Here is a 26,966-nt window from a genome sequence, read left to right as displayed (position 1 = left end):
ATGAGATGTTTGTTTCTAAATATTCTTTTACTACTTTCATTTTAAATTCTGTACTATATTTTGCCATTAAAAAACTGACCTCCTTTAGTTAGTTTTTAGGTCTAACTTTTGGGGGTCAGTTCAAAAGAGTTCATTTTTTTATAATTTTTTCTTGTTAATTTCTATTATATTTTACAATAAAAATTATTTTTTAACTGTTTTTAATGAAACTATAAGTAATACTGCTCCTATTACGGCACCGATAAGCATTGCTAGTAGGTACATTACAGGATTTGTTACCCCACCTGCTACTACTGCAAAAATTCCTCCGTGAGGTGCTTTTGATACGATACCGAATATCATACTTAAAGCTCCAGCAACTCCAGCCCCTACGAATAAAGGTGGAATTACACGCAACGGATTACTTGCTGCAAAAGGAATAGCTCCCTCTGTGATAAAGGCAAGACCCATTACATAGTTTACCAAAGCTCCCTCTCTTTGTGATGCTGGCCATATATTTTTGCTAACTGTTGCTGAAAGAGCGATAGCTAAAGGAGGAACCATCCCCCCAACCATAACAGCTGCCATTACATCACTTCCTAATGTTCCAGCAGAAGCTAAAAGTCCTGTTCCAGTTACATAAGCTGCCTTGTTGATTGGACCACCCATGTCAATAGCCATCATAGCACCAACAACAAATCCAACTAGTAATTTACCACTACCGTTTAAACCTTCAATAAATCCTTTTAAGCCTTCCATAACGCTTGCCATAGGTGCATTAATTACATAAATCATAAGAGTGCCCATAAGTGATGTTCCTAAGATTGGGAAGATAAATATTGGTTTAAGACCATCTAAAGAACGTGGTAACCATGAGAATAAGTATTTAAGAACTTGAACAATTCCTCCAGCTAGGAAACCAGCTACTAAGGCTCCTAAGAAACCAGATGGAGTATATGTAAGTAATTCATTACCTGCTGCTAGACCAAGAATACTTGGGTTTGCTAAAATACCACCAAACACACCAATAATAAATCCAGGTCTGTCTGCTATACTACGTCCAATAAAACCAGCAAGAATTGGTAACATCATAGAGAATGCTATCTGCCCAAACCAGAAAATTACAGCTGCAAAGGCGTTATAATCATCTGCTTTAGGGTCATATGATGTTATCCCCCAAATAAATGATAGGGCTATAAGCATACCACCAGCTACTACGAATGGCAACATGTTACTTACACCTTCCATTAGGTGTTTATAAGCACGTCGTCCTAAACTTTCGTTTGCTGTATCTTCATCTGTACTTACATCGCCATTGTGTACATATTTTGGAGTTTTACCATCTATTATATTTTGTAATAATTCTTTAGGCTTATTAATACCGTCTGATACTTTTGTTATAATAGCTGGTTTTCCATTAAATCGTGCAACCTCAACTTTTTTATCAGCTGCAACTATAACACCAACTGCTCTGTCAATATCTTCTTTTGTTAATTTATTTTCTACACCGATTTGACCATTAGTTTCAACCTTAATATCTACTCCTAACTCTTTAGCTGTTTCTTTTAATTTTTCAGCTGCCATAAATGTATGGGCGATACCTGTTGGACAAGCAGTTACTGCAACTACATAAGGTTTTTCATCTGATGTTTTTGTTGCTTCTTCAGCTTTAGGAGCTTCATTTTTAGCAACAAATTTTTCAAAAACTTCTTTTACATCTTCTGCCTTAGTTGCTTTTTCTAAACCAGCTTTAACATCGCTATCCATAAGAGCCATAGATAGTGTAGATAAGGCTTTAAGGTGTTCATCAGCGCCACCAGATGGTGCACATATCATAAAAATATGTTTGGCTGCAAGTCCGTCAAAACTTTCCCACTCTACACCAGCATCACTTTTGGCATATATTACAGTCGCTTCTTTAAAATCATCACTCTTAGCGTGAGGTATAGCTATAGCTTCTCCAACACCAGTAGTAGATTGAGCTTCTCTTTCTAATAAGGCTTGTAAAAAACTATCCTTGCTAGCTATTACATTTTTTTCTACTAACATAGTCGTTAGTTTATCAAGTGCTTCTTTTTTATCAGTAGCACTAAAATTAAATTGAACTAAATCATAATTTATTAATGAAGTTAATTTCATTTTATTCTCCTTTTATTAAATTTATTTTAATGATTTTAATTAATTTTATTTTAATGATTTTAATTAATTTTATTTACTTGAATTTGTGGCAATAAAGATTCTATTAAATCCTTTTTCCCAACACCAGCAGAAAATGATGTTGCACCACCTGCTGCCGAAGCATATTTTAAGGCTTCTTTATAATCTTTTGTTTCATCGTATTTAGCAACGAACATGGCTAACATACTATCTCCAGCTGCTGAGGTAGAAACTATTTTTCCTTTTGCTACATTAACAGTATATATTTCACCCTCATGAGTAAGTAGCAAGGCTCCCTCTCCACCACGAGAAACCAAGACATTTTTTGCACCCTTGTCCTGTAATTTTCTTGCATACTCTAGTATATCATCTATACTTGTAATTTCTACACCAAACATTTCACCCAGTTCAAATTGATTAGGTTTTACAATGAATGGATTGTATTTTAAAGTTTCCAAAACTAAATCTTTGTTGCTATCTATAATCAACTTAGCACCCTGATTTTTTACTTTTTCTGCAATTTTTACAAAATCACTTATTTGCATCCCTGTAATTATATTTCCTGAAAGAAATACTGTATCTAAAGAACTTAAAGTATCTAATTTTTCATAAAAAGATTTTAAGTTATCATTTGTTATTCCACTACTTTGACCGTTAATTTCTGTTTCGCTATCGGCTATTAATTTAATATTAATACGAGTTTTACCTGCCGTTTCAACAAAATCTGTTACTACTCCTTGCTTTTCTAATTCACTTTTAATAAAAGCACCCGTAAAACCAGAAACAAAACCTAGAGCCTTGGTTTTTTTACCTATATTATTCAGCAACATAGATATATTTATTCCCTTACCACCAACTACATATTCTGCTTCATTAGTTCTGTTTAGCTTACCTAGTTCTAATTTCTCAGGTCTAACAAGCATATCGATAGCTGGATTTAATGTTATTGTGTAATACACCCTATCCCTCCTTTTTAATTTTAATAATATTGTATTGATTATGATATTTTTCAGGTGCCTCATAAGTTACAATAGTAGATTCATCAAAATTTGAAAATTTATAAAATTTTCTGTGGTCGAATTTAGATATATCTGCTAAAATAAATTTTCTTTTGCTATTTTTTATAGCCAAAGATTTTAATATAGCCTCATTTTCATCAGCCGTAGATATACCAAAATCCAAATCCACTCCATTACAACCTATAAAACACACATCAAAACTATATTTAGAAAGTTGTTCATAAGCATTCATACCGATTATAGCTTGGGTTGAATGTTTAATAAGTCCACCCAATATTATTGTGTGTATCTTATTATCTAACAATTTTCTTAAGTGATAAGCAGAATTAGTAATTACCTTGATATTTCTATTTTTTAAATAGTCAATCATCTCATAAGTTGATGTCCCAGAATCCAAATATATAGTTTGCCCATTTTCTATAAAATTCTCACAAACATATTTAGCAACTTCTTTTTTATCTAAAGTAAATTCAGATTTTTTAGAAGTAATATTACTTTCTAGACCTCTTGTAGAATTTTTCTTGGCAGCTCCACCATGAGTTCTAAAAATTAAATTTTTTTCTTCTAATAAACTTAAATCTCTTCTTATAGTTGCTTCAGAAACATCACAAACAAGAACTAATTCTTGTAGAGAAACAATATTTTTCTCTTCTAATAATTGTAAAATTTTTCTTCTTCTCTCATTCATACTTTTCCCTCATACAAAGAAATTATAATTAATTTTTTTGATTAAAACAATCATTTTATTTATATTTTGCACAAAAACGAGCATATTTTCAAAAAATATGCTCGTTTTTCTAAGTTTATTTGATTGTTTTTCATTTAATAAAGTAAATCAGACCTTATCCAACCTTCTTTGCCATCATATACTACCCTAGACCAGTATTCCCCTGCATCATTAAGAAGAGTATATAATTCTTGAACAACATAACCTTGTCTTACTGCATCTAATATAAGACTTGTATCATTAGGTTCTTGCCTTAAATTAACACCAATTTCTGGAATAACTGTTTTTGAAACTTCATAAATCGGTGCTTTTTCTACTGTTGAACTAGGTGTAACTTCAGTAATTATAATTTCTTCTTGTTCTTGTGTATCTGGTCTTGCTACATTTGCAACTTCATTTGAAGCAGACTGTGCTGTATCTTCAGCCACTCTTTCTTCTGGTGTAGCATTTTCTTCTGCAACCTTATCTTCAATCACTTTTTCTTCAACTTTATTTTCTTTTTCTTTTTCAGCTAAACCACTAACAGTATAAGTCTTTTTAAATTCACCACTAACATGTAAATTATATTTTTTAATATCTTCTTCTTTTAGCTTAATAGTAACATCAACCCTATCACCATTTTTTAAGTCACTATTTTTACTATAAGATATTTCAGGTTTTTTTAATGCTTCATTTAATTCAGAATTATTAACTTTGGTATTTGTAATTTCTGGAACTTTTTTAATTTCTATATTAGCCTTACCTTGACCCTCATTTCCACTAGTAACAAAATTCACCTCATAAGCTGATAAATTTATATTCGCTTGCTTATTGTCATTAAAAAATCTCTGATATGCAAAATAAGTTGCAATTAAAGCTATAATTATAGCAAATATAGAAACTACATATGAAAATTTAAGTATTTTTGTTTTTTTAGTTCCTTCTTGTTTGTTATTATTAGCTTTTATTGGATTTCCATATTCATCACAGTAAACCTTATATTTTTTTCCTGCTTTATCATAATCAATAAAATATAAATTTCCTGCTTTATCTTGATATATCTCTACTTCAACTTCCATTGGATTTCCGTACTTATCACAATAAACTTTATAGGGTTTGTTATTTTTATCATACTCTACAAAATAGAAGTTCCCCGCTCCATCTTGGTATATTTCTTTTTTCATTAAATTCTCCTATCCTTCTAAGCATTAAAAGTTTCACAAGAAACAATTTAATTTTTACAAATTTTAAACATAAATTAATATAAAATATATTATACCATATAAAGTTTTTTATTTCTATCCCATTCTATCATTATGAAATTATTTATTAATTATTTTGTAATAGTTATAAAAAATAAAGGTAGTATATATACTACCTTTATTTTTTATCTAAAAATTTGAACCCCATAGTATTGACCATCTTTTACTAATACTTTAATTGAGACTGATTTAAATCCAGCTCTTAACATAACTGAGTTGTGTACTGGAGATTTTTTCCACCAATTAACTAAAGACGAAGCCCCGTTTCTTGAATAAGCAAGAATTTCAACATCCCCCATTTTCAATCCATCAAAAGCTGTTTTCCACTCTCTTCCGTCTAGTCTTTTGTGTAATTCCATTGGGTCTTTATAACCTCTTTTAACGAGCTTTGCAAATTCATCTGCTCTTACTTCTGTTCCAGATGCAATATCGTTATCACGTGCAAGAGCATTTAGTCCATTAGCAACACGATATTCATTTACCAATTTAAAAATTTCATCAGCTGCCGCTTGGTCAAAGTTACCTTCAACCACTTCTGATGTTGCTGGCTGTGGAACTGAACTAAATACTATTGCATTCACAACTGGTGTTGCTGGTTGTGGTATAGGTTGTGTCACTACTTCTGAAGCATGTGTTGCTTCTGCAGGTTTTACTGTTCTTGCAACTTCTGGTTCTGAAGTTTCTTCTGTTGGCACCGCAACAACCTCTTCTTTTACTTCTGGATCAAGAGTTTCTTTCGTCTCTGGTTTAGCTTCTTCCGTTTTCTCAACAGGTACTGGAACGTCTTGATCTTGTTCTTCTACTGTTGGTGTTAATGGTTCTACTACTTCTCTATCTAAATCATAAGAGACACTTACAGATAATTTGTGTCCGTTAATATTTGCATTTAATTCTACTGTTTCTCGGAAAACTTCTGTGTTTGGTAATATTTTTCCTTTTGGTTTTGTTACAGATTTTGGCAACTCTATTTCAAACTCAACACTTTTTCCTAAAGCTAAAGGTCTAGCATGTTTGAAAACTTTTGACATTTCTCCAACCTTTACTTTTATAGAAATATTTTCAACATCTTTGACCGCTTCAACAGTTAAATAGTATTTCCCATCTCTTTCTAGTACTTTAGTTTTAACATCAGCATTCTCATTCTCTACTTTTACTAGAGGTAAATCTTTTGCTGTTGCAATTTCTAGGGTTGAGAAATTAGTTAAAAATACTGTACTTGCTAAAACTCCACTTGTTAATTTAATTAATTTTTTCATCTTTAATACAATTCTCCTCAATTTTATAGTTACTTTAATACAAACTATATTATATATTTTCTTTATAAGATATTCAATACTTGTAATAAAAATGAAATATTTATTTAACAATTGTAATAAATATTAATTTTTATACTGTTTGTTATTCTAGTAACTATTTTTTTCTTCTTTGTATCTTTACCCTACGTATTGAATCAGAAAATACCGAAGCCAATAATATTCCTATCGCTATAGCTCCTGCTTGTAGTAAGGTATCAACACCAGTCTTTGCCCCAAATATATAATTTTTTGTAACTATGTGGTGCATTGTGTAATACAAACCATACCCAGGTATCAGTGGTATTATTCCTGTATAAATAAAAACAGTTGCTGGCATTTTTAATCTTTTCGAAGCATTACCTGCAGCTAAACCTACTAAAACAGCAGCTATTAATGTGCCTACAACTATATCTCCTGTTAAATTCCTACCCCAAATATATACAAGCCAAGCCATCGCTCCAATTAACGAACAATCAATCAAAGATTTTTTAGGAGCATTAAAAAATATTGCAAAAGCAAAAGTTATTATAAATCCTAAGCAAAATTGTATCATCAAATAAAATATATCATCAGAAAAATTTATCATAATCTTACTCCTAACTTAGTCTTAAGCCAACAACTACACCTAAAGCAATTGCTGTTGCTATAAAAAATGCCGCCATTGCTCCTACAATTCCTGACATATAATCTCCTGCCATAAAATCACGCACAGAATTTGTTATTTGCACGCCAGGAACTAGTGGCATAAGTCCTACAATAATTATAGATTGTGGATTAACTACATGAAAAGTTGAAGCTGCTAGATTAGCTAAAACTGTAGCCAACAAAGCACCTATAAAATTACTCAAGTAAAACATAACCTTATATTTAGTAGCGTATATCAAAAAATAAGCCTCTATTGCCATAATTATACAAGAATATATACTATCTTTAAAAGTTCCTCCGAACATTACAGCAAAAAAGGGAGCTGAAATAATTAAGGCTAAAACAACCGTTATATCACTATAAGGTTTAGTATATCTTATATTTTCTAAAGTAGCAAATGCTAGTTCTAAATCTTGACATTCTCCCGAAACAATTCTTCTTGATAAATCATTCATTAAGGAAATTTTTTCAAGATTCTTATCACCTATACTTATTCTTCTCATTGTAGTCATGTTAGATTCTTCATAAATAAAAGACACAATTACAAAATTATAAGAAACTAATACATTAATAGTTTGAATATTGCTGCAAGCTCCAAGAACTCTGTATAACGTATCCTCAACCCTATAAACCTCTGCACCATAGGACATCATCAATCTTCCTAGCTTTACGGTAAAATTCATTAAATCTTTAGCTTCTTTTTTATTTTTTAATTCCACAATTTCACCTCCTAATATTTTATTTCAATATACTTTTTATCATATTTTTTTTGCTCTGTAAAGTAGCTATTTTATCTTTATTTAATTTTGTTGTTTTTTTTAATTCATTTAAGATATAATCTAATTTTTTTAATTCTTGTTCATATTTTTTTATAAAAACTTTATTTTTTTCTTGTGGTAAAAAAATTCCAAATAATTTTTCTTCCGCTGTTAAAGTCATTTTCCCTTTTTTTGCTACTATTATTTCGTAAATATGACCATCTTCTTCTAATATTTCTTCTGCTACAATATAGTAATTTAAATTTTCTAATTTTTCTCTTACCAAGTTGCTTGCTACATTGGGTTGTAATATTAATTGCTCAACACTTAGTAATTTTTCCTTGCCTTCTTCTAATATATCGGCAATTAATTTACCACCCATACCACATATTGTTATTACTTCTATATTATCATCAGCTTTTATAACATCTAGTCCTGAACCTTTTCTACATTCTATAAATTTACTAAACCCATACTCTGCAACATTTTTAATAGAACTCTTATGTGGACCCTCTACAACCTCACCAGCAAGAGCGAAATTTATTTTATTTTCTTTAACTAGGTATATAGGCAGGTAGGCGTGGTCGCTTCCTATATCTGCCAATCTGTTATATTCTATAAAATCAGCAACTTTTTTTAGTCTATTTTTTATATTTATATTCATTTATAACTCCTATTAGTCTAAAAAATCCTTACTAAAACTTGTTGTAATAATATTTTTCTTAGAATTTTCTAAGTCTTCTAATTCTTTTATTACTTCTTTTCCATATTTTTTGTTTAAGGTGCGAATTACTTGTTTTACTTTTATGTCGCTACGTTCAGCATAATCTGTAAAAATATCTAACTGCTCTTTTATGCTATCCATTTTAATAACATTATTAAGAGAAAGACCCAAAAGACGTATTCCCTTATCAAAAGAATAATTTGTCAAAAGTAAGTTTAAGGCATATTCATATATTTCATTTTCATCATTTGTATATTTTGGAATTTTTTGACTTCTTGTTATACTTTTAAAGTCATTAAACTTTATAATTATTGATATATTATTCCCAACATATCTTCTGTTTTTTGCCCTGTTTGCTACTTTTTTAGCAAGTTTTTTTATTTCATTAGTTATTTCTTGGTCTTCTTCTAAATCTTTGGGATATGTTTTAGAATTTCCTATGGATTTTCTATCTATCTTTAATTTTAATTTTCTATTATCCTTACCCTTAGCTTTTTGCTTTAATCTTAAACCATGTATTCCTAAAATACTATTTAAAATAACTTCATTAGCTTCAGCTATATCACCTATAGTTTTTATTCCGTAATCTCTTAATTTTTTTGCAGAAGATTTTCCACAGCCGTGCATTTTTCCAACATCTAAATTCCACAATATATCCTTATAATTTTTTCTGTTTATTATTGTAAAACCCCTAGGTTTTTTCATATTAGATGCCATTTTAGCAAAAAATTTATTATAGGAAACTCCGACACTAGAGGATAAGTCTAATTCTTTATATATTCTTCTTTGAATGATAGCCATAACTTTTATAGGTTCTTTTAAATCGCTCAAGTCAATATAGGCTTCATCTATTGAAACTATCTCTACTTTAGGAGTGTAGGTTTTTATTAAATCAAAAACTTTTTTTGATTCTTCTTGATACAATTCAAAATTTGGTCGCATTAATTTAAGAGTAGGACAAAGCCTCTTAGCTTCTCCTACTCTCATAGTTGTTTTTATACCATAGGCTCTAGCCTCATAGTTTGATGTAACAATTATTCCATTACGCTCACGAACTACACCAGATATGGCTAGGGGTTTTCCTTTCAATGAGGGATTATACTTTTCCTCAACAGCGGCATAAAAGCAATTCATATCTATGTGTGCTATTACACTTGTCATAAAAACTTCCTTTATTAACTTAATTATACTATTGTGAAATTCACTACTATAATGGGTCTGCGTTTTGTGTTATCGTATAATAAACTTGACAACATACTGCGAATTTCTGCTTTAATTAAAGAACATTCTCTTAAAGAACGTATAGGATTATTTTCTATATATTCTGACACTCTTTCTTCCGCTTCTTTTATTAATTCTGCACTTTTCTTAACATAGACAAAGCCATTAGTTTGAATACAAGGTTTGCCTAATAATTCTTTTGTTTTTCTGCTTATTGCATAAGAAGCAACAAAAATACCCTCATTAGCTAATACTTTTCTATCTTTTAAAACACCAGCTTCTACATCTCCAACACTCTTACCATCAACAAGAACATTTCCCACTGGAACATTATTTTTTAAAACTTGTGTTTTTTGTCCAAGAATTTCTAATGTGCTACCCTTTTCCAATAGATAAACATTTTCTCTTGCTACTCCTGTTTCCACTGCTAATTCTGCATGTTTTTTTAAATTTCTATACTCTCCCTGAACAGGAATAAAATATTTTGGATTTAGCATATTTAACATTAATTTTAACTCTTCTTTTGTCGCATGACTTGAAGCGTGTAATCTTTTTGATGAAGCTACAACATTAGCTCCTAATTGTACCAACAAATTTAAAGTTTCATATAACATAACTTCCATAGTTGGTGAGGGTGTTGCTGCTACCATTACCGTGTCGTCTTGCTCTATCTTTATGCCTTCAACTTTTTTCTCGGTTATATTTTTTATTGCTTCTATCGGTTCTCCCTGCTCTCCAGAAGATAATATTAATATTTCATTTTTAGGATAATTTTGCAATTCATCTGTTTTTATAAATTTCTCATCTTCAATTTTCATGTATCCTAGTTTTCTGGCAGTTTTTATTGAATTGTTTATCGCTTCTCCTAGTAGCAATATTTTTCTACCTTGGTTTAAGGCTGAATTTACTATATGGGTCATTGTTAAAAAATTAGAGGCATAGCAAGTTACAATAAGTCGTTTGTTGGCTTGACTTAAGGCTGAATCTATTTGTTCTGCCGCTTCTTGCTCTGGTATATTATGACCTGCTGTGTTGGCATTACTAGAATCACTTAGTAGGGCAAGGACGCCGCTTTGTCCCAATTTTGCAATTTCAAACATATCAGCCTTATATTCTCTACTTACTGATTGGTCAAACTTAAATTCTCCAGTATAAACTATATTCCCTTGTGAAGTAGTTAATGTTATACCTAAAGAATCAGGCATAGAATAAGTAGTTTTAAAGAATGATACTGTTGTATTGTTAAATTTATAAGCACTCTTACTATTTACATAGTTAAATTTTAAACGTTTTTTTATACCCAACTGTCTTAAATTATTTTTTAATATTTCTAGTGCCAACTTAGAACCAAAAATAGGGCAATTAATTTTATCTACAATATAGGGTATTGCTCCCATGGAACTTACATGTCCGTTAGATAAAAATATTCCTTTTAGCTTTTCTTTGTTTTTTACTATATATGTAATATCAGGAATAACTGCATCTATTCCTATCATTTCAACTTCTGGGAACATTAATCCTGCATCTAATAAAAACATCTCATCATTTATTTCTATTAAATACATATTTTTGGCAATTTCTTCAACACCACCTAGTGGAGTTATTTTTATTTTTTCCTTGTTATTCTTTTTAATTAATTTTATGTTCATTTCAAACCTCTTTTCCTTATCATAGATTTTATGGGTTCAAAATCTCGTCTATGAATATCACAGATACCATGATTTTTTAAACCCTCTAAATGTTTTTTTGTTCCATATCCCTTATTATTTTCAAAATCATAATAAGAATATTTTTTTGCATATTCTTTCATTAAGTTATCTCTACATACCTTGGCTATTACTGAAGCAGCAGCGATAGAAACACTCTTGTCATCTCCCTTAATTATACTAAAATTTGGTGTTTCTAAATCATCTAAAGGCATGGCATCTACCAAAATAAAATCTGGCTTGACACTTAATTTTTTTATAGCCATTTTCATTGCTATCTTTGTTGCTGAATAAATATTATATTTTTCAATTTCATAATTATCTAATTCTACTATTGCATAGCTGACAGCTTCAGAAATTATTTTTTTATACAATTCTTCTCTTTTAGCACTAGATAATTTTTTCGAATCACACAAACCAGGAAAATAACTATCTTTTTTTAAAATTACCGAGGCGACAACAAGAGGTCCTGCCAAAGATCCCCTACCGACTTCGTCTATTCCACAAATGTAATTATATCCTAACTTGTAACATTTTTCTTCATATATAGTTCTTTTTTTGTATTCTTCTTTTAAAATTTCTTTTTCTTTTTCTGCTTTATAATATGCTGCCAGTAAATTTTTTACTCCAACTCTTTTGTTTTGTGATAACTGTAATAATGTTTCTTGTGAAACGCTACTTGTTGATAAAATTTCTTTTATTTCTTTAATTTTCATCAGAAAAAATTTCTCCATAATTGTCAAGAGTTATTAAACCAAATTTTTGAGTTCTAAAATCTTGTATTAATAATTTTATTGTACTCTCATAATCATAGTCGCCAGCTATTAACTTAAATCTTTTTTTTGCTATTTTTTCCATAATTATAAGGTTATCTTCGTCTTTTTCCACTTCTATATTATATAGTCTATTCAAATTTTCTAAATAATTTTTTTTCAAAAATTCTATTAAATATAAACTTACTTCATCTAGCGGTGTTATATCATCTTTTATAGAACCTACTAAACTTAATTTTTTTCCTATTTCTTGGTTGGCAAATTTTGGCATTAATATTCCTGGTGTATCCAACAATTCTATATCTTTATTTAATTTTAACCACTGCTGTTTTTTTGTAACCCCTGGTTTGTTGGCGGTATTTGCTATATTTTTTTTAATAATTTTATTTATAAAAGTTGATTTTCCTACGTTGGGAATACCAACAACCATAGAACGAATAACTCTAGGTTTTATTCCTTTATCAACCATTCTTGAAATTTTTTCTGCTAATTCTTCACGGGCTTTGTTTATTATATCATTTAAATTGTTAGAATTTTTTGAATCGGCATATGCTACTATATAACCTTTTTTTTCAAAGTATTCTTTCCATTTAGCAGTTTCTTTTTTGTTGCATAAGTCTATTTTGTTAAAAATAATTACTTTTTTTTTGTCCTTTAATAATTCGTCTATGTAGTTGTTATGAGAGGAGAAAGGGCATCTTGCGTCTGCCAGCTCAAAAACAATATCTACTAATTTTAATTTTTCTTTTATTTCTCTTGTTGCCTTTGCCATATGACCCGGAAACCATTGTATTACCATATTAATTCTCCTTATAATTTTTACATAAGAATACAATTATATATTATACTGTTATTTGCAATTTTTTTCTAGTTTATTGTTATTTTAAAACAAAAAAGCAAGCCGAAATTTTTGGCTTGCTTTTTATAAAATATTATTTTTCTAAATTTCTAAGCTTTTAATAATTTCTTTTGCTTCTTTAAATAAAGCTTCTATTATTTCTTTTACTGATTTTTCTTCTTTTATTAAACCTGCTATTTGCCCAGACATTACTATTCCCTCTTTTATATTTCCTTGCAGGATAGCCTTGTTCAATGCTTTTGATTTTAATTTTTCTAGTTCTTCTCTTGTTCCTTGAGAAATTTCTAAGTTGTAATATTTTTCTATAATTTCATTTTTTATACTTCTAAAAGGAATACCTTTTTGTCTGCCAACAACAAATGTTGATGTGTCTGTGGCGTTTATAATAGCTTCTTTAAATTCTTGTGGTACTGAACATTCTTTTGCAGTTAAAAATAAAGTTCCGAGTTGAACTCCTTTTGCTCCTAATGCAAAAGTAGCTACAAGACCCCTACCATCTGCTATCCCTCCAGCAACAATAACCGGTATTTTTACAGCATCTACTATTTGTGGAACTAGACTTAGGTTTGTTGTTTCTCCTATATGACCTCCAGACTCCATTCCTTCAGCTACCACAGCATCAACACCTAATTCTTCCATTTTTTTAGCTACTTTTACGTTAGGAATTACTGCTATTACTTTTATTCCATTTTCTTTTAAAGTAGGCATATAGGGTTTGGGTGTTCCTGCTCCTGTTGAAACAATTTTTACACCCTCTTCTATTATAACTTCTATTAATTCTGGAATATTTTTATTCATAAGCATTAAATTTACAGCAAAGGGTTTATCTGTTAATGCTCTTGTTTTTCTTATTTCTTCTCTAAGTTCTTGGCTAGTCATTCCAGAAGAAGCTAATATTCCCAATCCTCCTGCATTTTATACTGCAGAGGCAAGTTTTGCATCTGCAATCATTGTCATTCCACCTTGTAGTATAGGATATTTTATATTAAATAATTTTGTTATATTCATTTTTCTACCTCCTTATTTTATTTAATTATAGCATATTTTTACTTGTTATAAAACATAAATAAAACTAGGAATAATTTCCTAGTTTATTTTTCTTTTATTATATTGTAGTATGTTCTTGATGTTACTGTGTAAATTATTATATAAAATACACTAAAGATTATAAAGGTTGTTCCCATAGCATACAGGAATATTTTTGTATTAGTTAGGCTAAATAATTTTAGTAATTTTTCAATAAATGGATATACAAATATTACATGGCTTGCTGCTACTAATAGGGGGGCAAAAAATATTAGTAAAACTTGTCCTTTTATTGAAGATTTTATTTCTTTTTCTTCTAAACCGACCTGTTGCATAATTTTGAATTTATCTTTGTCGTCATATCCTTCAGATATTTGTTTGTAGTACATAATAACTACTTGAGAAATTATAAAAATAGCACTTATTATTATTCCTATGAAGTAAAATGAAGAAACAAATCCTTTTATATCTTTTGAAGCTGTTTCCTTATTAACTATATCTATAAATTGAAAATTATCACCAACATCTTCTACAAATTTAAACTCTTTTCTGTTTACTTGTTTTGAAATTTGACCTAATGCAGTTGCAAGTTTTTCTGAGTTATTTTTATTTTCTATATTAAATGCGTATAAATTATTATAAGTAAGCCTGCTTGCATATTCTTCTCCTAATTTATTAATGGCTTCTTGCTTAATTTTTTCTAAGACTTGTCTATCTTTTACTACAATATAATAAGTATCCGTAACATTAGCAAGAGCTTTTGCAGCTTGAATAGTTTTATCTGCCCTAGCCTTAACTTTAAAATCTATCGTGTTTGCTCTAAATGTAGATTTTTCTTCTTTGTTTCTTGGGTCTTCAAATAATATTTCATCATCTGCTAAAGATATATTGGTATTATTTGTTTTATTATAGTCTTCTAAAGTTATATATATTGTTAGTAAGGCTTTTGATAAGTCAGAATAATTTGCTTCTTTAAATTCTATTCCCTCTTTTGTTTTAGCTCCAGCTATTGCCATATATGTGTAATCTAGTTGGTCTTTTTTTATTTCCTTATTTTCTGCAACTATTTTTTCTATTTCTTTTGTCAGCTGATTTTTATTAGCTTTTGAGTTGGTAGATATTTCTACCATTATATCTCTTGGATAAGATGTATTTATTAAATCTTTTGTCCCAAAATATAGGCTTGATGTTGAACCTAGAGTTACTAAAACCATTGTTGATAATATACAGATATTTGCTAGGCCAAGAGCATTTCTTTTTATTCTAAATAGTAGGTTTGAAATACTAATAAAATTTTTTGTTTTGTAGTAATAATTTTTATTATTTTTTAAGATTTTTAAAGTAAAAATACTAAAACTTGTAAATAGTAAGTAAGTTCCTATTATTACTGCTAATACTGCATAAAAAAATACAGAAAGAGCTTTTAAGGGTGTTTCTATGGTTACAGCTGAATAGTAGCCATATCCTATAAGACCTAGGGCTATTAATGATAATATTATTCGACCTTTGGGTTCTTTTTCTGCCCTTTGATTATCTTTTAGTAAGCCTATTATATTTATTCTTTTAATTTTTATAATTGCCTTTAATATTATTAGTAGATAAATTATTGAAAATAAAAGTATTATTATGCTTATTGCTTTTATCGAAAAATTAAAACCTAGCTTTACTTCTTCTCCCAGTAGTTTTAAAAATGATAAGTAGGCTAATTTATCTAATATTATGCCTAGTGTTAAACCAAAAAAAGTAGAAATAAATCCTGTGTATAAAGTTTCTAAACTTATTACTCTTATTATTTGATTTTTTGTCATACCCAAGACTGAGTACAGACCCATTTCCTTAGTACGTTTTTTTATTAAAAATGAATAAGTATAAAATAGAAATACGGTAATAAATATAGCTACAATTACTTGTCCGAATGTTAATAATTGTTTCGTTGCTGAAGCTCCTCTTAATTTTGCTATGTTTTCATTATTTCTTAGTGATGTAATGATATAAAATAGGGTTACCATAAACATAGATGATAAAATATAGGGTAGGGTTAAACTTTTATTATTTTTTATATTATTAAAAGCTAATTTGCCATAAAATAATTTAGTCATTTTCTATCCCTCCTGTTTGTATAAGACTTAGTGCCTCTGTAATTTTTTGATACATTTCTGTTGAAGTATTTGTTCCTTTATAAATTTCATGGAAAACTATTCCGTCTTTTATAAATAAAACTCTTTTTGCCCTGCTGGCTGTTTTTACTGAGTGAGTTACCATCATTATAGTGTGTCCAACCCTATTTATTTCTTCAAATATATCTAATAAATTTTCTGTTGATTTTGAATCCAAGGCTCCTGTCGGTTCATCTGCCAATATAATTTTTGGTTGAGTTATTATGGCTCTAGCGACTGCTACTCTTTGTTTTTGACCTCCTGATACCTGATATGGATACTTGTTTAATAATTTTGTAAGTCCTAAAGGTTTACTAACCTGCTCTAATTTTTTATCCATTTCCTTGTAAGATTTTTTTGCTAAAACTAGGGGCAATAGTATATTATCTTTTAAAGTAAAATTATCTAATAAGTTGAAATCTTGAAATACAAAACCTAAATTTTCTTTTCTAAAATTAGCTAAATCTTTTTCTTTTATTGTAGCTAAACTTTTTCCGTCTATAATTACTTCTCCTGATGTTTCCCTATCAAAAGTAGCCATTATATTTAAAAGGGTTGTTTTTCCGCTACCACTCTCTCCCATTATGGCAACAAATTCTCCCTTGTTTACGGAAAAATTAACATCTTTTAATGCTTCTGTTGCACTTCCTCCAAAACGATTTGTATATATTTTTTTTAAATTTTTCACTTCTAATAACATATTTTTTCTCCTTTTACTAATTTTTTATTTGTTTTATAGTTCTATTTTATCTTGAATTTTTTGTCTTTTCCATAGAATTTCCTTACAAAATAAAAAACAATCTTACAAAAATGTAAGATTATTTTTTTAAAAAATTTTTTATAATATTATATCTTTATCAAAGCTTATTTTAACTCTTGTTCCCTTATTTATTTCCGAATCAATATCTATTAAAAATCCTAACTTATCTACTGTTTTTTTAGTAAGATACAGACCTAATCCACTAGATTTTTTTTCTTTTCTTCCGTTAAATCCTGTATAACCCTTATCAAAAATTCTTGGTAAGTTATCGGCTGATATACCTATTCCTGTATCTTCTATTATCAAACTATTTTCTTTTCTGTATATTTTGATAACTCCTTGTTTTTTTGAATATTTTATAGCATTATTTATTATTTGTTCTAAAATAAATTCCAACCATTTTTGGTCGCTTATTATACTTAAATCTATCTGTGTGTATTCTATATTTAAGTTTTTACTAAAAAATAGGATTGCATATTTTTTTAAGACATTATTTATTGCTTCTGATATTTTTATTTTTTCAATAACTAGGTCGTTTTTATTGTTATCCAACCTTAAATAACTATTTACCATGTTTACATACTGTTCAATTTTAAATAATTCTATTTCTTCTTGTTTTTTATTTTCATCTTCTGAATTTTCTATTAAAAAACTCAAGGCTGCTATGGGGGTTTTTATTTGATGAACCCACATTGTATAGTAGTCTATTATTTCTTTTGTTTCTTGCCTATTTTTTTCTATTATTTTTTTGTTTTCTTCTATTAACTTGTTTATTACATCTATATATTTATTTTCTACTATGTTTTCACTTTTATCTATTTTTTTTAATTCTGTATATAAATTATTTTTTAAAATTTCTAAATTTTGATATTTCCTTGAAAATATTGAAAAATCATATAAAAAATATAAAATCAAAATAAGAACTTCTATAAATATAGGATATAATACTGCTTCTGTTTCTACATCATATAAAAATATTGTTGAAAAAATTAGTAAAATATTACTTATAATTAAAATGCTAAATAATATTATTTGTTTTTTGAGATAACTTAGCAATATTTTTTTCATATTAGATAGCCCCTACCTTTTTTCGTTACTATTAAATTTTCTATTCCTATATTTTCTAATTTTTTTCTTAATCTATTTATGTTTACAGATAGGGTGTTTTCATCAATAAAAGTATCACTTTCCCACAATTCTTTCATCAACAAATCTCTACTAACTATATTTTCCCTGTGTTCTAGTAATAAATTTAATATTTTGCTTTCGTTTTTTGTTAATTCTTCTGTTTTTCCTTTGTAGCTAACTATATCTTTATTTAAATCAAAAATTATATCCTTATAGACTAATAATTGTTGCTCTGAATTAAAATTATAAGTTCTTCTAACTATGGCATCTATTTTTGCTTTTAAAATAACTAATTTGAATGGTTTAGCTATAAAATCATCAGCTCCCACAGATACTGCCATAACTATATTCATATCATCACTAGCAGAGGATATAAATATTATAGGTGTTTTTGATATTTTTCTTATTTCTTCACAATAATAATAACCATCATAGTAGGGTAAATTTATATCCAGTAATACTATATCAGGAGAAAAATTTATAAAATCACTTATTACATTTTCAAAGTTTTCTACTATTTTTGTTTGAAAATTCCATTTTTCTAAATATTTGGCTATACTTTCTGCTATTACAGTATCATCTTCTACTATTAATATTTTATACATATTTTCCTCCTTTTTGTACTTTTTAACTTTTTTGTTTCACATAAAACATTTATTTTCCTAAACAAAATCTACTAAATAATTCATTTATTAATTCTTCGCTCGTATTTTCTCCTATTACTTCTCCTAAAAGATTAAAAGTTTTTGTATAATCTATTAAAACCATGTCAACTTCTAATCCAGCTTGAGCTGCATTTATTGCTTCATTTAAACTTTCTAAGGCTCTTGTTATTAGGTTTACTTGTCTTGTATTTGATAAGTATGTTGCATCTTTTGGTTTTGTTTTTCCTTCAAAAAATAAATTTCTTATACTTTTTTCTAAGTCTTCTATTCCTTGATATGTTGTCATTGATGTTTTTATGATAGGGTGATTGTAACCTAAACTTTCTACTTCTGTAATATCTATTTTTGTTTCTAGGTCTAATTTATTTAATATTATTATGGTTTGTTTATCTTCTGTTAATTTTAGTAATTCTTTATCCTTGTCTGTTAATTTTTCATTACTATTTATTAAAAACAAAACTAAGTCAGCTTGTTTTAAAACTTCTCTACTACGTTCTACTCCTATTTTTTCTACCACATCTTCTGTATCTCTAATTCCTGCAGTATCTATTAATTTTATCGGAACTCCTTTTATATTAACATATTCTTCCAAAACATCTCTTGTTGTTCCTGCTATATCTGTTACTATCGCCTTGTTTTCTTGTAGTAAATTATTTAAAAGGGAACTTTTACCAACATTTGGTCTTCCTATTATAGCTGTATTCAATCCTTCTTTAATAATTTTTCCTTGTTTTGATGTTTCTAATAAATTTTCTAAACTTTCTTTTATACTAACAGATTTTTCTAGTATTGTTTTTGTTGTTTCTATTTCTAAGTCATCATACTCTGGATAATCAATATTAACTTCTACAACTGCTATTATATCTAATATTTCTGCCCTTAATTTTTTTATTAGACTTGATAATCTTCCCTGTATTTGATTATTCGCTAGTAAACTTGCTTCTGTTGTTTTACTCTTAATAAAATCAATTACTGCTTCTGCTTGTGATAGATCTATTCTACCATTTAAAAATGCTCTTTTTGTAAATTCTCCAGGTTCTGCTAATCTTGCTCCATTATCAAGACATAGTTGTAATATTTTTTGTATTGTTACTATTCCACCGTGGCAGTTTATTTCTATTATATCTTCACAGGTATAAGTTTTAGGTGCTGCCATTTTTACAAGCATTATTTCTTCTATTTTTTCTTTGTTTTCTGGATTTATTACATGACCGTAATTTATAGTATGGCTGTCTATATTTTTAATTTTTTTATCTTTAGGAAGTTTTATTATTTTATCTGCTATTGCAAATGCCTCACTTCCACTAAGTCTTACTATTCCGATTGCTCCTTCTCCAAGGGCTGTTGATATTGCTGCTATTGTCTCACTCATAATATTTTCTCTTTCTTCTTTTATAAAAATAGGGTACAAAGATTTTTCTCTGCACCCTTATCTTTAATATAATTTTAATTCTTCTATTATTTCTTCTAAATCTGTTTTAGAAAAATCTTTTTTCAAAAATCCTTTTGCTCCATTATTTATAGCCTGTCTTTTGTAAATAGGTAAATGTCCAACACTACTGCAGATAATTATTTTTGCTGTTGGATATTTTTTTACAATTTCTTTTGTTGCTTCTAAACCATCTAACTCTGGCATACAAATATCCATTATTACAAAATCTGGTTGTTTTTTTTCATACATTGCTATACCTTCTTTTCCAGTATAGGCAAAATAAGGTTCTAAACCACATTCTTTAGCTATATCCCCTGCTCTTTTGTAATAATAAAAACTATCTTCTACTATAAGCACATTTTTCATACCGACTCCTATTTAGCTGTTATTACTAAATATCTATGTGGTTCTTTGCCGTGAGATTCTGTTTCTACATTTTTTATTTCACTCAAGGCATTATGAATTATTTTTCTTTCAAAACTTGTCATAGGTTCAAGTTGAACTGGTTTTCCTAATTTTTTAGATTTTTTAGCCATATTTATAGCCAATTCTTCTAAAGTTTCTTTTCTATTTTCCCTATATTCATCACAGTCAATATTTATTCTAAAATAAGATTTTGTGAATTTTTTTGCATAGTTATTAGCTAAAAACTGCAGGCTGTTTAATGTGTTACCTCTTTTTCCTATTAGTAGACTTGTACTTTCTACTTCTGTTATTCTCAAAGTGTAATTTTTGTTTCCTTCTTCTATAAAGACTAATTTTGCAGTATCAAACCCCATAGAATGTACTATTTTTGTCATATAGTCTACTATTTTATCTTTGTTTAAAACTATTAAATCTTCTCTTTTTTTATTTTCTTCTTTTACTACAACTTCTTCTTTTATTTCTTCTACTGGTTCTTCTATTACTTCTTTTTTAGGAACAGCTGAAACTTTAGGTTGTGTTTTTAATAGAGAATTTTTTATTTTTTCCTTATCATATTCAGGTTCTAGTGGAATTAATTTAACCCTCGCTTCTTTTTTAAACAGACCTAAAATTCCATTGTTTCCTGCTTCTTCTACTTCTATTTTTACATTTTCTTCTGTCAAAAATAAATCTTTTAAACCTTTTTTTATAGCTTCATCTACACTACTAGCTACATATACATATTCATTCATTATTTTTACCTCTTTTTAATAAATTTGTTTTTGTTAATATATGATTTATAGATTTTAAAAATTCATCAAAAGTAATATCCATAGCTGCCTTTCTTAAAATTATAATAATATCATAATTTTTTAGTAAATTTTTATGTTCTTTTATACTTTCCCTTACATAACGTTTTAATTTATTTCTTTTGTTGGCTTTTCCTAATTTTTTACTAACAGACAGACCTAATCTAAAATGTTCTAAATTATTTTTACTATAATAAATAACAAATTGCCTATTAGCAAAACTTTTTTTTTCTTTTATTATTCTATTAAAATCTTTTTCCTTTTTTATCCGATATTCTTTTTTCATTTGTGAACCTTTCTATGTTATATATTTTAACAGTTTATACTTGTTTTTACAACCACAACAAATAAAAAAAGAAGTTTAAAATAAAATTTATCCTAAACTTCTCTATATTTCATATATTTTATGCAGAAAGAACTTTTCTTCCTTTAGCTCTGCGTCTTGATAAAACATTTCTTCCATTTTTAGAACTCATACGAGCTCTGAAACCATGAACTTTTGAATGTTTTCTCTTATTTGGCTGATAAGTACGTTTCATTTTAATCCTCCTCGAGTTTTATTTAATATGATAGATGTAATAACTATAAGATGTTATCACAATATTATTAAAAAATCAAGTTAAAAATTTTTTCAAAATAATTTTATATTAATTTTTTATTATCTGTTAAAAAATTTTTTTCTAAAATTTAAAATAACATTTTTTAAAAAGTTTTTAAAAAAAATAAAAAAATTAAATTTTTTATTTTTCCACAGGTTTTTAAAACTTGTTAAAAGTTTTCTTGTTTCTTTTATTTAAATACTTAATACTTTTGAAAAATATTTTGATAACTCTTTATTTTTCCACAATAATTTATTTTTTTAACAATTTAAAATTTTTATTTTTATTTTTTTTCAAAAGTTTTTGAAATTTTTTTCAAAAGTTGTGGAAAACTTTTTTTTATGTTATAATATTTTTTAATCTTTTTAGGAGGTTTTTTATGAGTAATTCTAATTTTTTATGGGAAATTATTGTTAAAAAATTAAAATCTGAGCTTAATGAAGAAGTTTTTTCTACCTGGATAGCACCGAATTTTATTGAATTAGTCGATATGAAAAATAAGCAAATTACTATTACCAGTAACAACGGTCTTATTTCTGAATATCTTAAAAATATTTTTGATTCTAAAATAAAAGAAATTGTTAAAAATTCTACAAGTCTTGATTTTGAAATCTTCTATAATTATCTTGATGATAATAGTATTAAAGAAGATGTTAGAAAAATAGAAAAGAAAAAAAATACAGAAGATATAATTCTTGATAATTTTTTAGCAAAAGATAAACCTTCTGGTTCTCAAAATCTTTTTTCGACACAATCTTTTATTTTTGATGAATATAAGCAAGCAACACCAAATAAAAATATTACAAAATCAAAAGATAATACTAGTATAAATAAAAATTTTATTTTTGATAATTTTGTTGTTGGTGAAGGTAATACCTACGCCTTTAACCTGGCTTACTCGGCTGCAAATGATCCAGGAGAACACAATCCACTTTTTATTTATGGTGGTGTTGGTTTGGGAAAAACGCATTTACTCCACGCAATAGGTAATGAATTGGAAAAAAATTTTCCTAATTTTAAAATAAAATGTGTTACCTCTGAACAATTTTTAAATGATTTTGTTAATTCTATTCAAACTGGTAACAAACATAAAAATTTAGCAGAAGAATTTCGTCAAAAATATAGAGAAATAGATGCACTTTTAATAGATGATATTCAATTTTTCTCTGGAAAAACAAGTATTCAAACGGCTTTTTTCCACACATTCAATGAATTACATCTAGCTCAAAAACAAATTGTTCTTATCAGTGATAGAGAACCTAATGAACTTGATGGTCTTGATGATAGACTTGTTTCTCGTTTTGATTCTGGTGTCTTAGCTGATATCACTCCGCCAGACTACGAAACCAGAATGGCTATTATTAAATTTAAATGTCAAGAAAATAATCTACAAATTGATGATTCTATAATAAGTTATATTTCTGGTAATATTACTGATAATATTAGGCAGATAGAAGGGGTTTTAAAAGAAATAAAATTTAAAGCAGATTCTAAAAATATTTCTCTTGAATTAGTGGAAAATATTTTAAAACACCGTATTAAAAATATTAAGAAAAAAATTTCACCTAAAGATATTATAAATATAACTTCTGAATTTTATAATATTTCTGTTGATAATATGCTATCAGCAAAAAGAAATAAGGAGATAGTAACACCTAGAATGGTAGCCATATATTTATGTAGAGAATTAACAGACCTTTCCTTACCAGCAATAGGCAAGTTATTCAATAAAGACCATTCTTCTATCTTTTACTCTAATACAAAAATTACAACATTAATAGCTGACAATACAAATAATATTTTAGAAAACATAGAAATAATAAAAGAAAAACTTACAAATTTATAAGTTGTTGAAAAATAACAAAGTTTTTAACAAACTTTTCAACAGATTTTTAAAAACTATTTATTTAAATTTATCTTTCTTTCTTTTATTTTTTAAAAGTTTTAACAAGATATATTATTAGTATTATTTTATTATATATAAATATATAAGGAGATAACATGAAATTTTCAATATTAAAAAATAATTTTTTAGAAGGCTTAAATACAGTATCGAGGGCTTTATCACCTACACCTGTTTTTGAAATATTAAAAGGTATAAAAATAGAACTTGATAAAAATAAAATGATATTAAAAGCAAGTGATTCTTTATTATCTATGGAATATTTTATAAATACAATGGATGAAGATAAAGAAATAATAAATGTAGAAAGAGGAGGAGAAGCAGTTTTACCTTCAAGATATTTTATAGAAATTATAAAAAAATTACCCACTAATCAAATAGATATAGAAATAGAAAATCAATATATAAAAATAAAATCGGGAAAAAGTGAATTTAATATTCAAGGTTATGAACCTAATGAATATCCAGAATTCCCAACTGTATCAAAAGAAAATAAACTAGAAATAAATTCTACTGTTTTTAATAGCATAACAAAAGAAACATTATTCTGTACAGCACAAAATGATCAAAGACCTATTTTAGAAGGTGTAAACTTTATATTAGAAGAAAAAGTTTTAACAGCTACATCAACAGATTCACATAGATTGAGTAAGAGAAAATTAAAGATAAATAATCTAAATGAAAATAAAGAATTTAATATAATAATTCCAAAAAAAGCCCTACAATCTATTCAAAAAATAATAGAAAGTAAAGAAAATAATTTAGAAATATACTATGAAGATAATAGGGTAATATTTATTTATGAAAATATTATTTATTATGTACTTCTTATAAGTGGAAAATATCCCAATACAGAAAAATTAATTCCATCTACTTTTGAATGTGTAGTAAATGTAGAAAGTCAAATTTTTTATGATGCAGTCGATAGGGTTTCGCTGGTAAGTAAGGATGAAAAAAATGATATAGTAAAATTCACTATAAATGGAAATATTATAAATATTACATCTAATTCAAAAGAATTAGGAACAGCAAAAGAAGATGTATTTGCTGAAATAGAAAGTCAAGTAGGTAAATTTGAAATAGCAGCCTCTGCCAAATTTTTAAAGGAAGCTATAGGTGCCATAAATTCAGAAAAAGTAGTTATAAAATTTTCTGGAGAACTAACAGCATTTACTATGCAACCAAGTGATTATCATAGAGATATAATAGAAGTTTTACTTCCTGTAAGAACTTATTAATAATAAGTAAGAAGGAAAAAATTAATGAAAAATAAAAATTTATTAATAATATTATGTATAGTGACTTTAGTTTCAGTTTTAAGAACACCTATAACAGGTTTAGGTGCTATAATAGGAACAATAAAAGAAACATTAGAAATAGACAATACAGTAGCAGGATTTATAACAATAATTCCTCTCTTGGCATTTGCTATAGTAAGTCCTTTCGCTTCTGAAATAGCTAAAAAATATGGTTTAGAAAAAACATTATTTTATTCTACTATTGTAATAAGTCTAATGTTATTAGCAAGATTTTACATAAATAAAAATGTAATATTTTTAACTACATTTATCATGGGAATGGCAATTGCTTTTGGAAATATATTATTACCAGGGATAACAAAAAAATATTTTCCTACTAGATTAGGTCTTATGACAGGTTTTTATACTGTAATAATGGCTATAAGTGCATCTATATCGTCAGCAGTAAGTTATCCATTAGTACAATTAAACATAATAAATAAAAATTTTAGTTTAGGTTTAGCTTTGAATATATGGATAATAATATCAATATTAGCAATGATATTATTTTATATTTTAAGTAAAGAAGCAGATATTAAAATTCAAAGTGTAGAAAAATTTAAAAAATATAAAACAAGAATATATAAAAATCCAAAATTATACAGTTTAACATTAAGTATGGGATTACAATCAGCACTTTTTTTCTGTAGTATTTCTTGGTTTGGAGAAATTATGATAACAAAAGGATTTAGCAATAGTAAAGCAGGCTTTTTAATATCGATTAGTCAATTTTCCCAATTTCCTGCAACATTCCTCATCCCCATAATTGCAGATAAATTAAAAAATAAATTAGTTATACCAATAATAACTGCTTTAAGTTACTTTATAGCTATAGTTGGTATAATATTTGTAGGAAAAAATCTTTTTTTTATGATAATATTAATGATTTTTTACGGTTTAGCAGGAGGAGGAGCATTTTCTTACGTAATGTACCTTTTTTCATCAAAAACGACAAATTCAGAAGAAGCATCAAAAGTTTCAGGAATATCTCAATCAGTAGGTTATTTAATAGCAGCGTTTTTTCCCCCAGTTTTAGGATATATAAAAGATATATCAGATTGGAATAATGTTCTTTATGTATTATTAGTAATATCAATAATACAGTTATTTACTATGATACATTGTAGTAAAAAAGGAAATATAATAGAAAATTAAAAAATAAAATGTAGTTAAATCTAAAATTTTTATAAAGAATAAGAATTAACTACATTTTTTATAAATTTTTTTTAAAAAATATGTTGACAATGATTTTTAAATACTGTATAATTATAAAAGTCTTGACACAAGTTGAACAATTTAATAATAAAATAACCTAATTATTTTTTTTAAAAATCTTGACAAAATAAATATTTTATAATAGAATATCAAAGTCTTTAATATTACATAAATAAGCGGGTGTAGTTTAGTGGTAAAACCTCAGTCTTCCAAACTGATGTTGTGAGTTCGATTCTCATCACCCGCTCCAAAATTTTGAACATTGAAAACTAAAAGAAAAAGTCAACGTTAATTCCAAAAAAGTTGAAAAAGACAACAAAAAACTTTAAAAGAGCTAATCAAACAAACAAATAAAATTTGGAGAGTTTGATCCTGGCTCAGGACGAACGCTGGCGGCGTGCCTAATACATGCAAGTCGAGCGAAAAGATGTAGGAGCTTTGCACCAACAACTTTTAGCGGCGAACG

24 protein-coding genes, 1 tRNA gene, 1 rRNA gene and 1 pseudogene are annotated in these 26,966 nt (G+C 27.4%); 5 read left to right on the top strand and 22 right to left on the bottom strand.

The window, feature by feature from the left end:
- Window positions 1-183 precede the first annotated feature (183 nt).
- From KMP12_RS05455 to rpmH, 22 genes and pseudogenes are all read right to left on the bottom strand, one after another.
- On the bottom strand, window positions 184-2,118 hold the full coding sequence (locus KMP12_RS05455) for a PTS fructose transporter subunit IIABC (protein WP_215756725.1): 1,935 nt from the start codon (window positions 2,116-2,118) through the stop codon (window positions 184-186).
- 59 nt (window positions 2,119-2,177) lie between these two features.
- Window positions 2,178-3,095 (bottom strand): 1-phosphofructokinase family hexose kinase, encoded by a 918-nt coding sequence (locus KMP12_RS05450; RefSeq protein ID WP_215756724.1) that lies wholly within the window; start codon window positions 3,093-3,095, stop codon window positions 2,178-2,180.
- Window position 3,096: 1 nt separating this feature from the next.
- Window positions 3,097-3,843 (bottom strand): DeoR/GlpR family DNA-binding transcription regulator, encoded by a 747-nt coding sequence (locus tag KMP12_RS05445; RefSeq protein WP_215756723.1) that lies wholly within the window; start codon window positions 3,841-3,843, stop codon window positions 3,097-3,099.
- A 134-nt stretch (window positions 3,844-3,977) separates the two neighbouring features.
- Entirely contained in the window at window positions 3,978-5,045 is a 1,068-nt protein-coding gene (locus tag KMP12_RS05440) for an SH3 domain-containing protein (RefSeq protein ID WP_215756722.1), read from the bottom strand.
- A gap of 203 nt (window positions 5,046-5,248) precedes the next feature.
- Window positions 5,249-6,379 (bottom strand): CAP domain-containing protein, encoded by a 1,131-nt coding sequence (locus tag KMP12_RS05435; protein WP_215756721.1) that lies wholly within the window; start codon window positions 6,377-6,379, stop codon window positions 5,249-5,251.
- Window positions 6,380-6,533: 154 nt separating this feature from the next.
- On the bottom strand, window positions 6,534-7,004 hold the full coding sequence (locus KMP12_RS05430) for a threonine/serine exporter family protein (RefSeq protein WP_215756720.1): 471 nt from the start codon (window positions 7,002-7,004) through the stop codon (window positions 6,534-6,536).
- Window positions 7,005-7,014: 10 nt separating this feature from the next.
- Window positions 7,015-7,782, bottom strand: coding sequence for a threonine/serine exporter family protein (locus KMP12_RS05425; RefSeq protein WP_253195959.1), 768 nt, complete (start codon window positions 7,780-7,782; stop codon window positions 7,015-7,017).
- A gap of 19 nt (window positions 7,783-7,801) precedes the next feature.
- The gene (locus KMP12_RS05420) at window positions 7,802-8,485 is read right to left on the bottom strand and encodes a tRNA (adenine(22)-N(1))-methyltransferase (RefSeq protein WP_215756719.1); all 684 of its coding nucleotides are present in this window, start codon (window positions 8,483-8,485) and stop codon (window positions 7,802-7,804) included.
- Window positions 8,486-8,497: 12 nt separating this feature from the next.
- Window positions 8,498-9,706, bottom strand: coding sequence for a DNA polymerase IV (locus KMP12_RS05415; RefSeq protein ID WP_215756718.1), 1,209 nt, complete (start codon window positions 9,704-9,706; stop codon window positions 8,498-8,500).
- A 23-nt stretch (window positions 9,707-9,729) separates the two neighbouring features.
- Window positions 9,730-11,415, bottom strand: coding sequence for a ribonuclease J (locus tag KMP12_RS05410; protein ID WP_215756717.1), 1,686 nt, complete (start codon window positions 11,413-11,415; stop codon window positions 9,730-9,732).
- Window positions 11,412-12,188 carry a ribonuclease HII gene (locus tag KMP12_RS05405; protein WP_215756716.1) on the bottom strand — a complete coding sequence of 259 codons (777 nt, stop codon included), beginning with the start codon at window positions 12,186-12,188 and terminating at the stop codon, window positions 11,412-11,414. The genes KMP12_RS05410 and KMP12_RS05405 overlap by 4 nt, the downstream gene beginning before the upstream one ends.
- Window positions 12,178-13,044, bottom strand: coding sequence for a ribosome biogenesis GTPase YlqF (gene ylqF / locus KMP12_RS05400; protein WP_215756715.1), 867 nt, complete (start codon window positions 13,042-13,044; stop codon window positions 12,178-12,180). Before ylqF ends, KMP12_RS05405 begins: the two co-directional genes overlap by 11 nt.
- A gap of 141 nt (window positions 13,045-13,185) precedes the next feature.
- Window positions 13,186-14,112 (bottom strand): annotated as a pseudogene (locus tag KMP12_RS05395) (NAD(P)H-dependent flavin oxidoreductase).
- Between the two features lie 83 nt (window positions 14,113-14,195).
- Window positions 14,196-16,229, bottom strand: coding sequence for an FtsX-like permease family protein (locus KMP12_RS05390; protein WP_215756714.1), 2,034 nt, complete (start codon window positions 16,227-16,229; stop codon window positions 14,196-14,198).
- Window positions 16,222-16,986, bottom strand: coding sequence for an ABC transporter ATP-binding protein (locus tag KMP12_RS05385; RefSeq protein ID WP_215756713.1), 765 nt, complete (start codon window positions 16,984-16,986; stop codon window positions 16,222-16,224). The genes KMP12_RS05390 and KMP12_RS05385 overlap by 8 nt, the downstream gene beginning before the upstream one ends.
- 138 nt (window positions 16,987-17,124) lie before the next feature.
- Entirely contained in the window at window positions 17,125-18,114 is a 990-nt protein-coding gene (locus tag KMP12_RS05380; RefSeq protein WP_215756712.1) for a sensor histidine kinase, read from the bottom strand.
- Window positions 18,111-18,779: a response regulator transcription factor gene (locus KMP12_RS05375; RefSeq protein ID WP_215756711.1), complete on the bottom strand. Its 669-nt coding sequence runs from the start codon at window positions 18,777-18,779 to the stop codon at window positions 18,111-18,113. The genes KMP12_RS05380 and KMP12_RS05375 overlap by 4 nt, the downstream gene beginning before the upstream one ends.
- Before the next feature lie 49 nt (window positions 18,780-18,828).
- Window positions 18,829-20,211 carry a tRNA uridine-5-carboxymethylaminomethyl(34) synthesis GTPase MnmE gene (gene mnmE / locus KMP12_RS05370; protein WP_252344717.1) on the bottom strand — a complete coding sequence of 461 codons (1,383 nt, stop codon included), beginning with the start codon at window positions 20,209-20,211 and terminating at the stop codon, window positions 18,829-18,831.
- A 63-nt stretch (window positions 20,212-20,274) separates the two neighbouring features.
- A complete protein-coding gene (locus KMP12_RS05365; RefSeq protein WP_215756710.1) occupies window positions 20,275-20,637 on the bottom strand; it encodes a response regulator in 363 nt (120 codons plus the stop codon).
- 8 nt (window positions 20,638-20,645) lie between these two features.
- The gene (jag, locus tag KMP12_RS05360; RefSeq protein ID WP_252344716.1) at window positions 20,646-21,428 is read right to left on the bottom strand and encodes an RNA-binding cell elongation regulator Jag/EloR; all 783 of its coding nucleotides are present in this window, start codon (window positions 21,426-21,428) and stop codon (window positions 20,646-20,648) included.
- Window positions 21,421-21,771 (bottom strand): ribonuclease P protein component, encoded by a 351-nt coding sequence (rnpA, locus tag KMP12_RS05355; RefSeq protein ID WP_215756709.1) that lies wholly within the window; start codon window positions 21,769-21,771, stop codon window positions 21,421-21,423. The genes jag and rnpA overlap by 8 nt, the downstream gene beginning before the upstream one ends.
- 118 nt (window positions 21,772-21,889) lie before the next feature.
- The gene (rpmH, locus tag KMP12_RS05350; RefSeq protein ID WP_066130823.1) at window positions 21,890-22,024 is read right to left on the bottom strand and encodes a 50S ribosomal protein L34; all 135 of its coding nucleotides are present in this window, start codon (window positions 22,022-22,024) and stop codon (window positions 21,890-21,892) included.
- Between the two features lie 439 nt (window positions 22,025-22,463).
- Between rpmH and dnaA the strand changes: the two genes are divergently transcribed.
- From dnaA to KMP12_RS05325, 5 genes are all read left to right on the top strand, one after another.
- Window positions 22,464-23,930 (top strand): chromosomal replication initiator protein DnaA, encoded by a 1,467-nt coding sequence (gene dnaA / locus KMP12_RS05345; RefSeq protein ID WP_215756708.1) that lies wholly within the window; start codon window positions 22,464-22,466, stop codon window positions 23,928-23,930.
- A gap of 155 nt (window positions 23,931-24,085) precedes the next feature.
- Entirely contained in the window at window positions 24,086-25,225 is a 1,140-nt protein-coding gene (gene dnaN, locus KMP12_RS05340; RefSeq protein WP_215756707.1) for a DNA polymerase III subunit beta, read from the top strand.
- 24 nt (window positions 25,226-25,249) lie between these two features.
- Window positions 25,250-26,440 carry an MFS transporter gene (locus tag KMP12_RS05335; protein WP_215756706.1) on the top strand — a complete coding sequence of 397 codons (1,191 nt, stop codon included), beginning with the start codon at window positions 25,250-25,252 and terminating at the stop codon, window positions 26,438-26,440.
- 236 nt (window positions 26,441-26,676) lie between these two features.
- A tRNA-Gly gene (locus KMP12_RS05330) sits at window positions 26,677-26,750 on the top strand.
- 104 nt (window positions 26,751-26,854) lie between these two features.
- Window positions 26,855-26,966 (top strand): 16S ribosomal RNA (locus tag KMP12_RS05325); the annotation flags it as partial.

The sequence above is a fragment of the Gemella sp. zg-1178 genome, assembly GCF_018790995.1.
In the GTDB taxonomy this organism is placed as follows: domain Bacteria; phylum Bacillota; class Bacilli; order Staphylococcales; family Gemellaceae; genus Gemelliphila.
The sequence above is the reverse complement of the archived record's forward strand: the minus strand, read 5'-3'. Positions and strand labels throughout refer to the sequence as shown.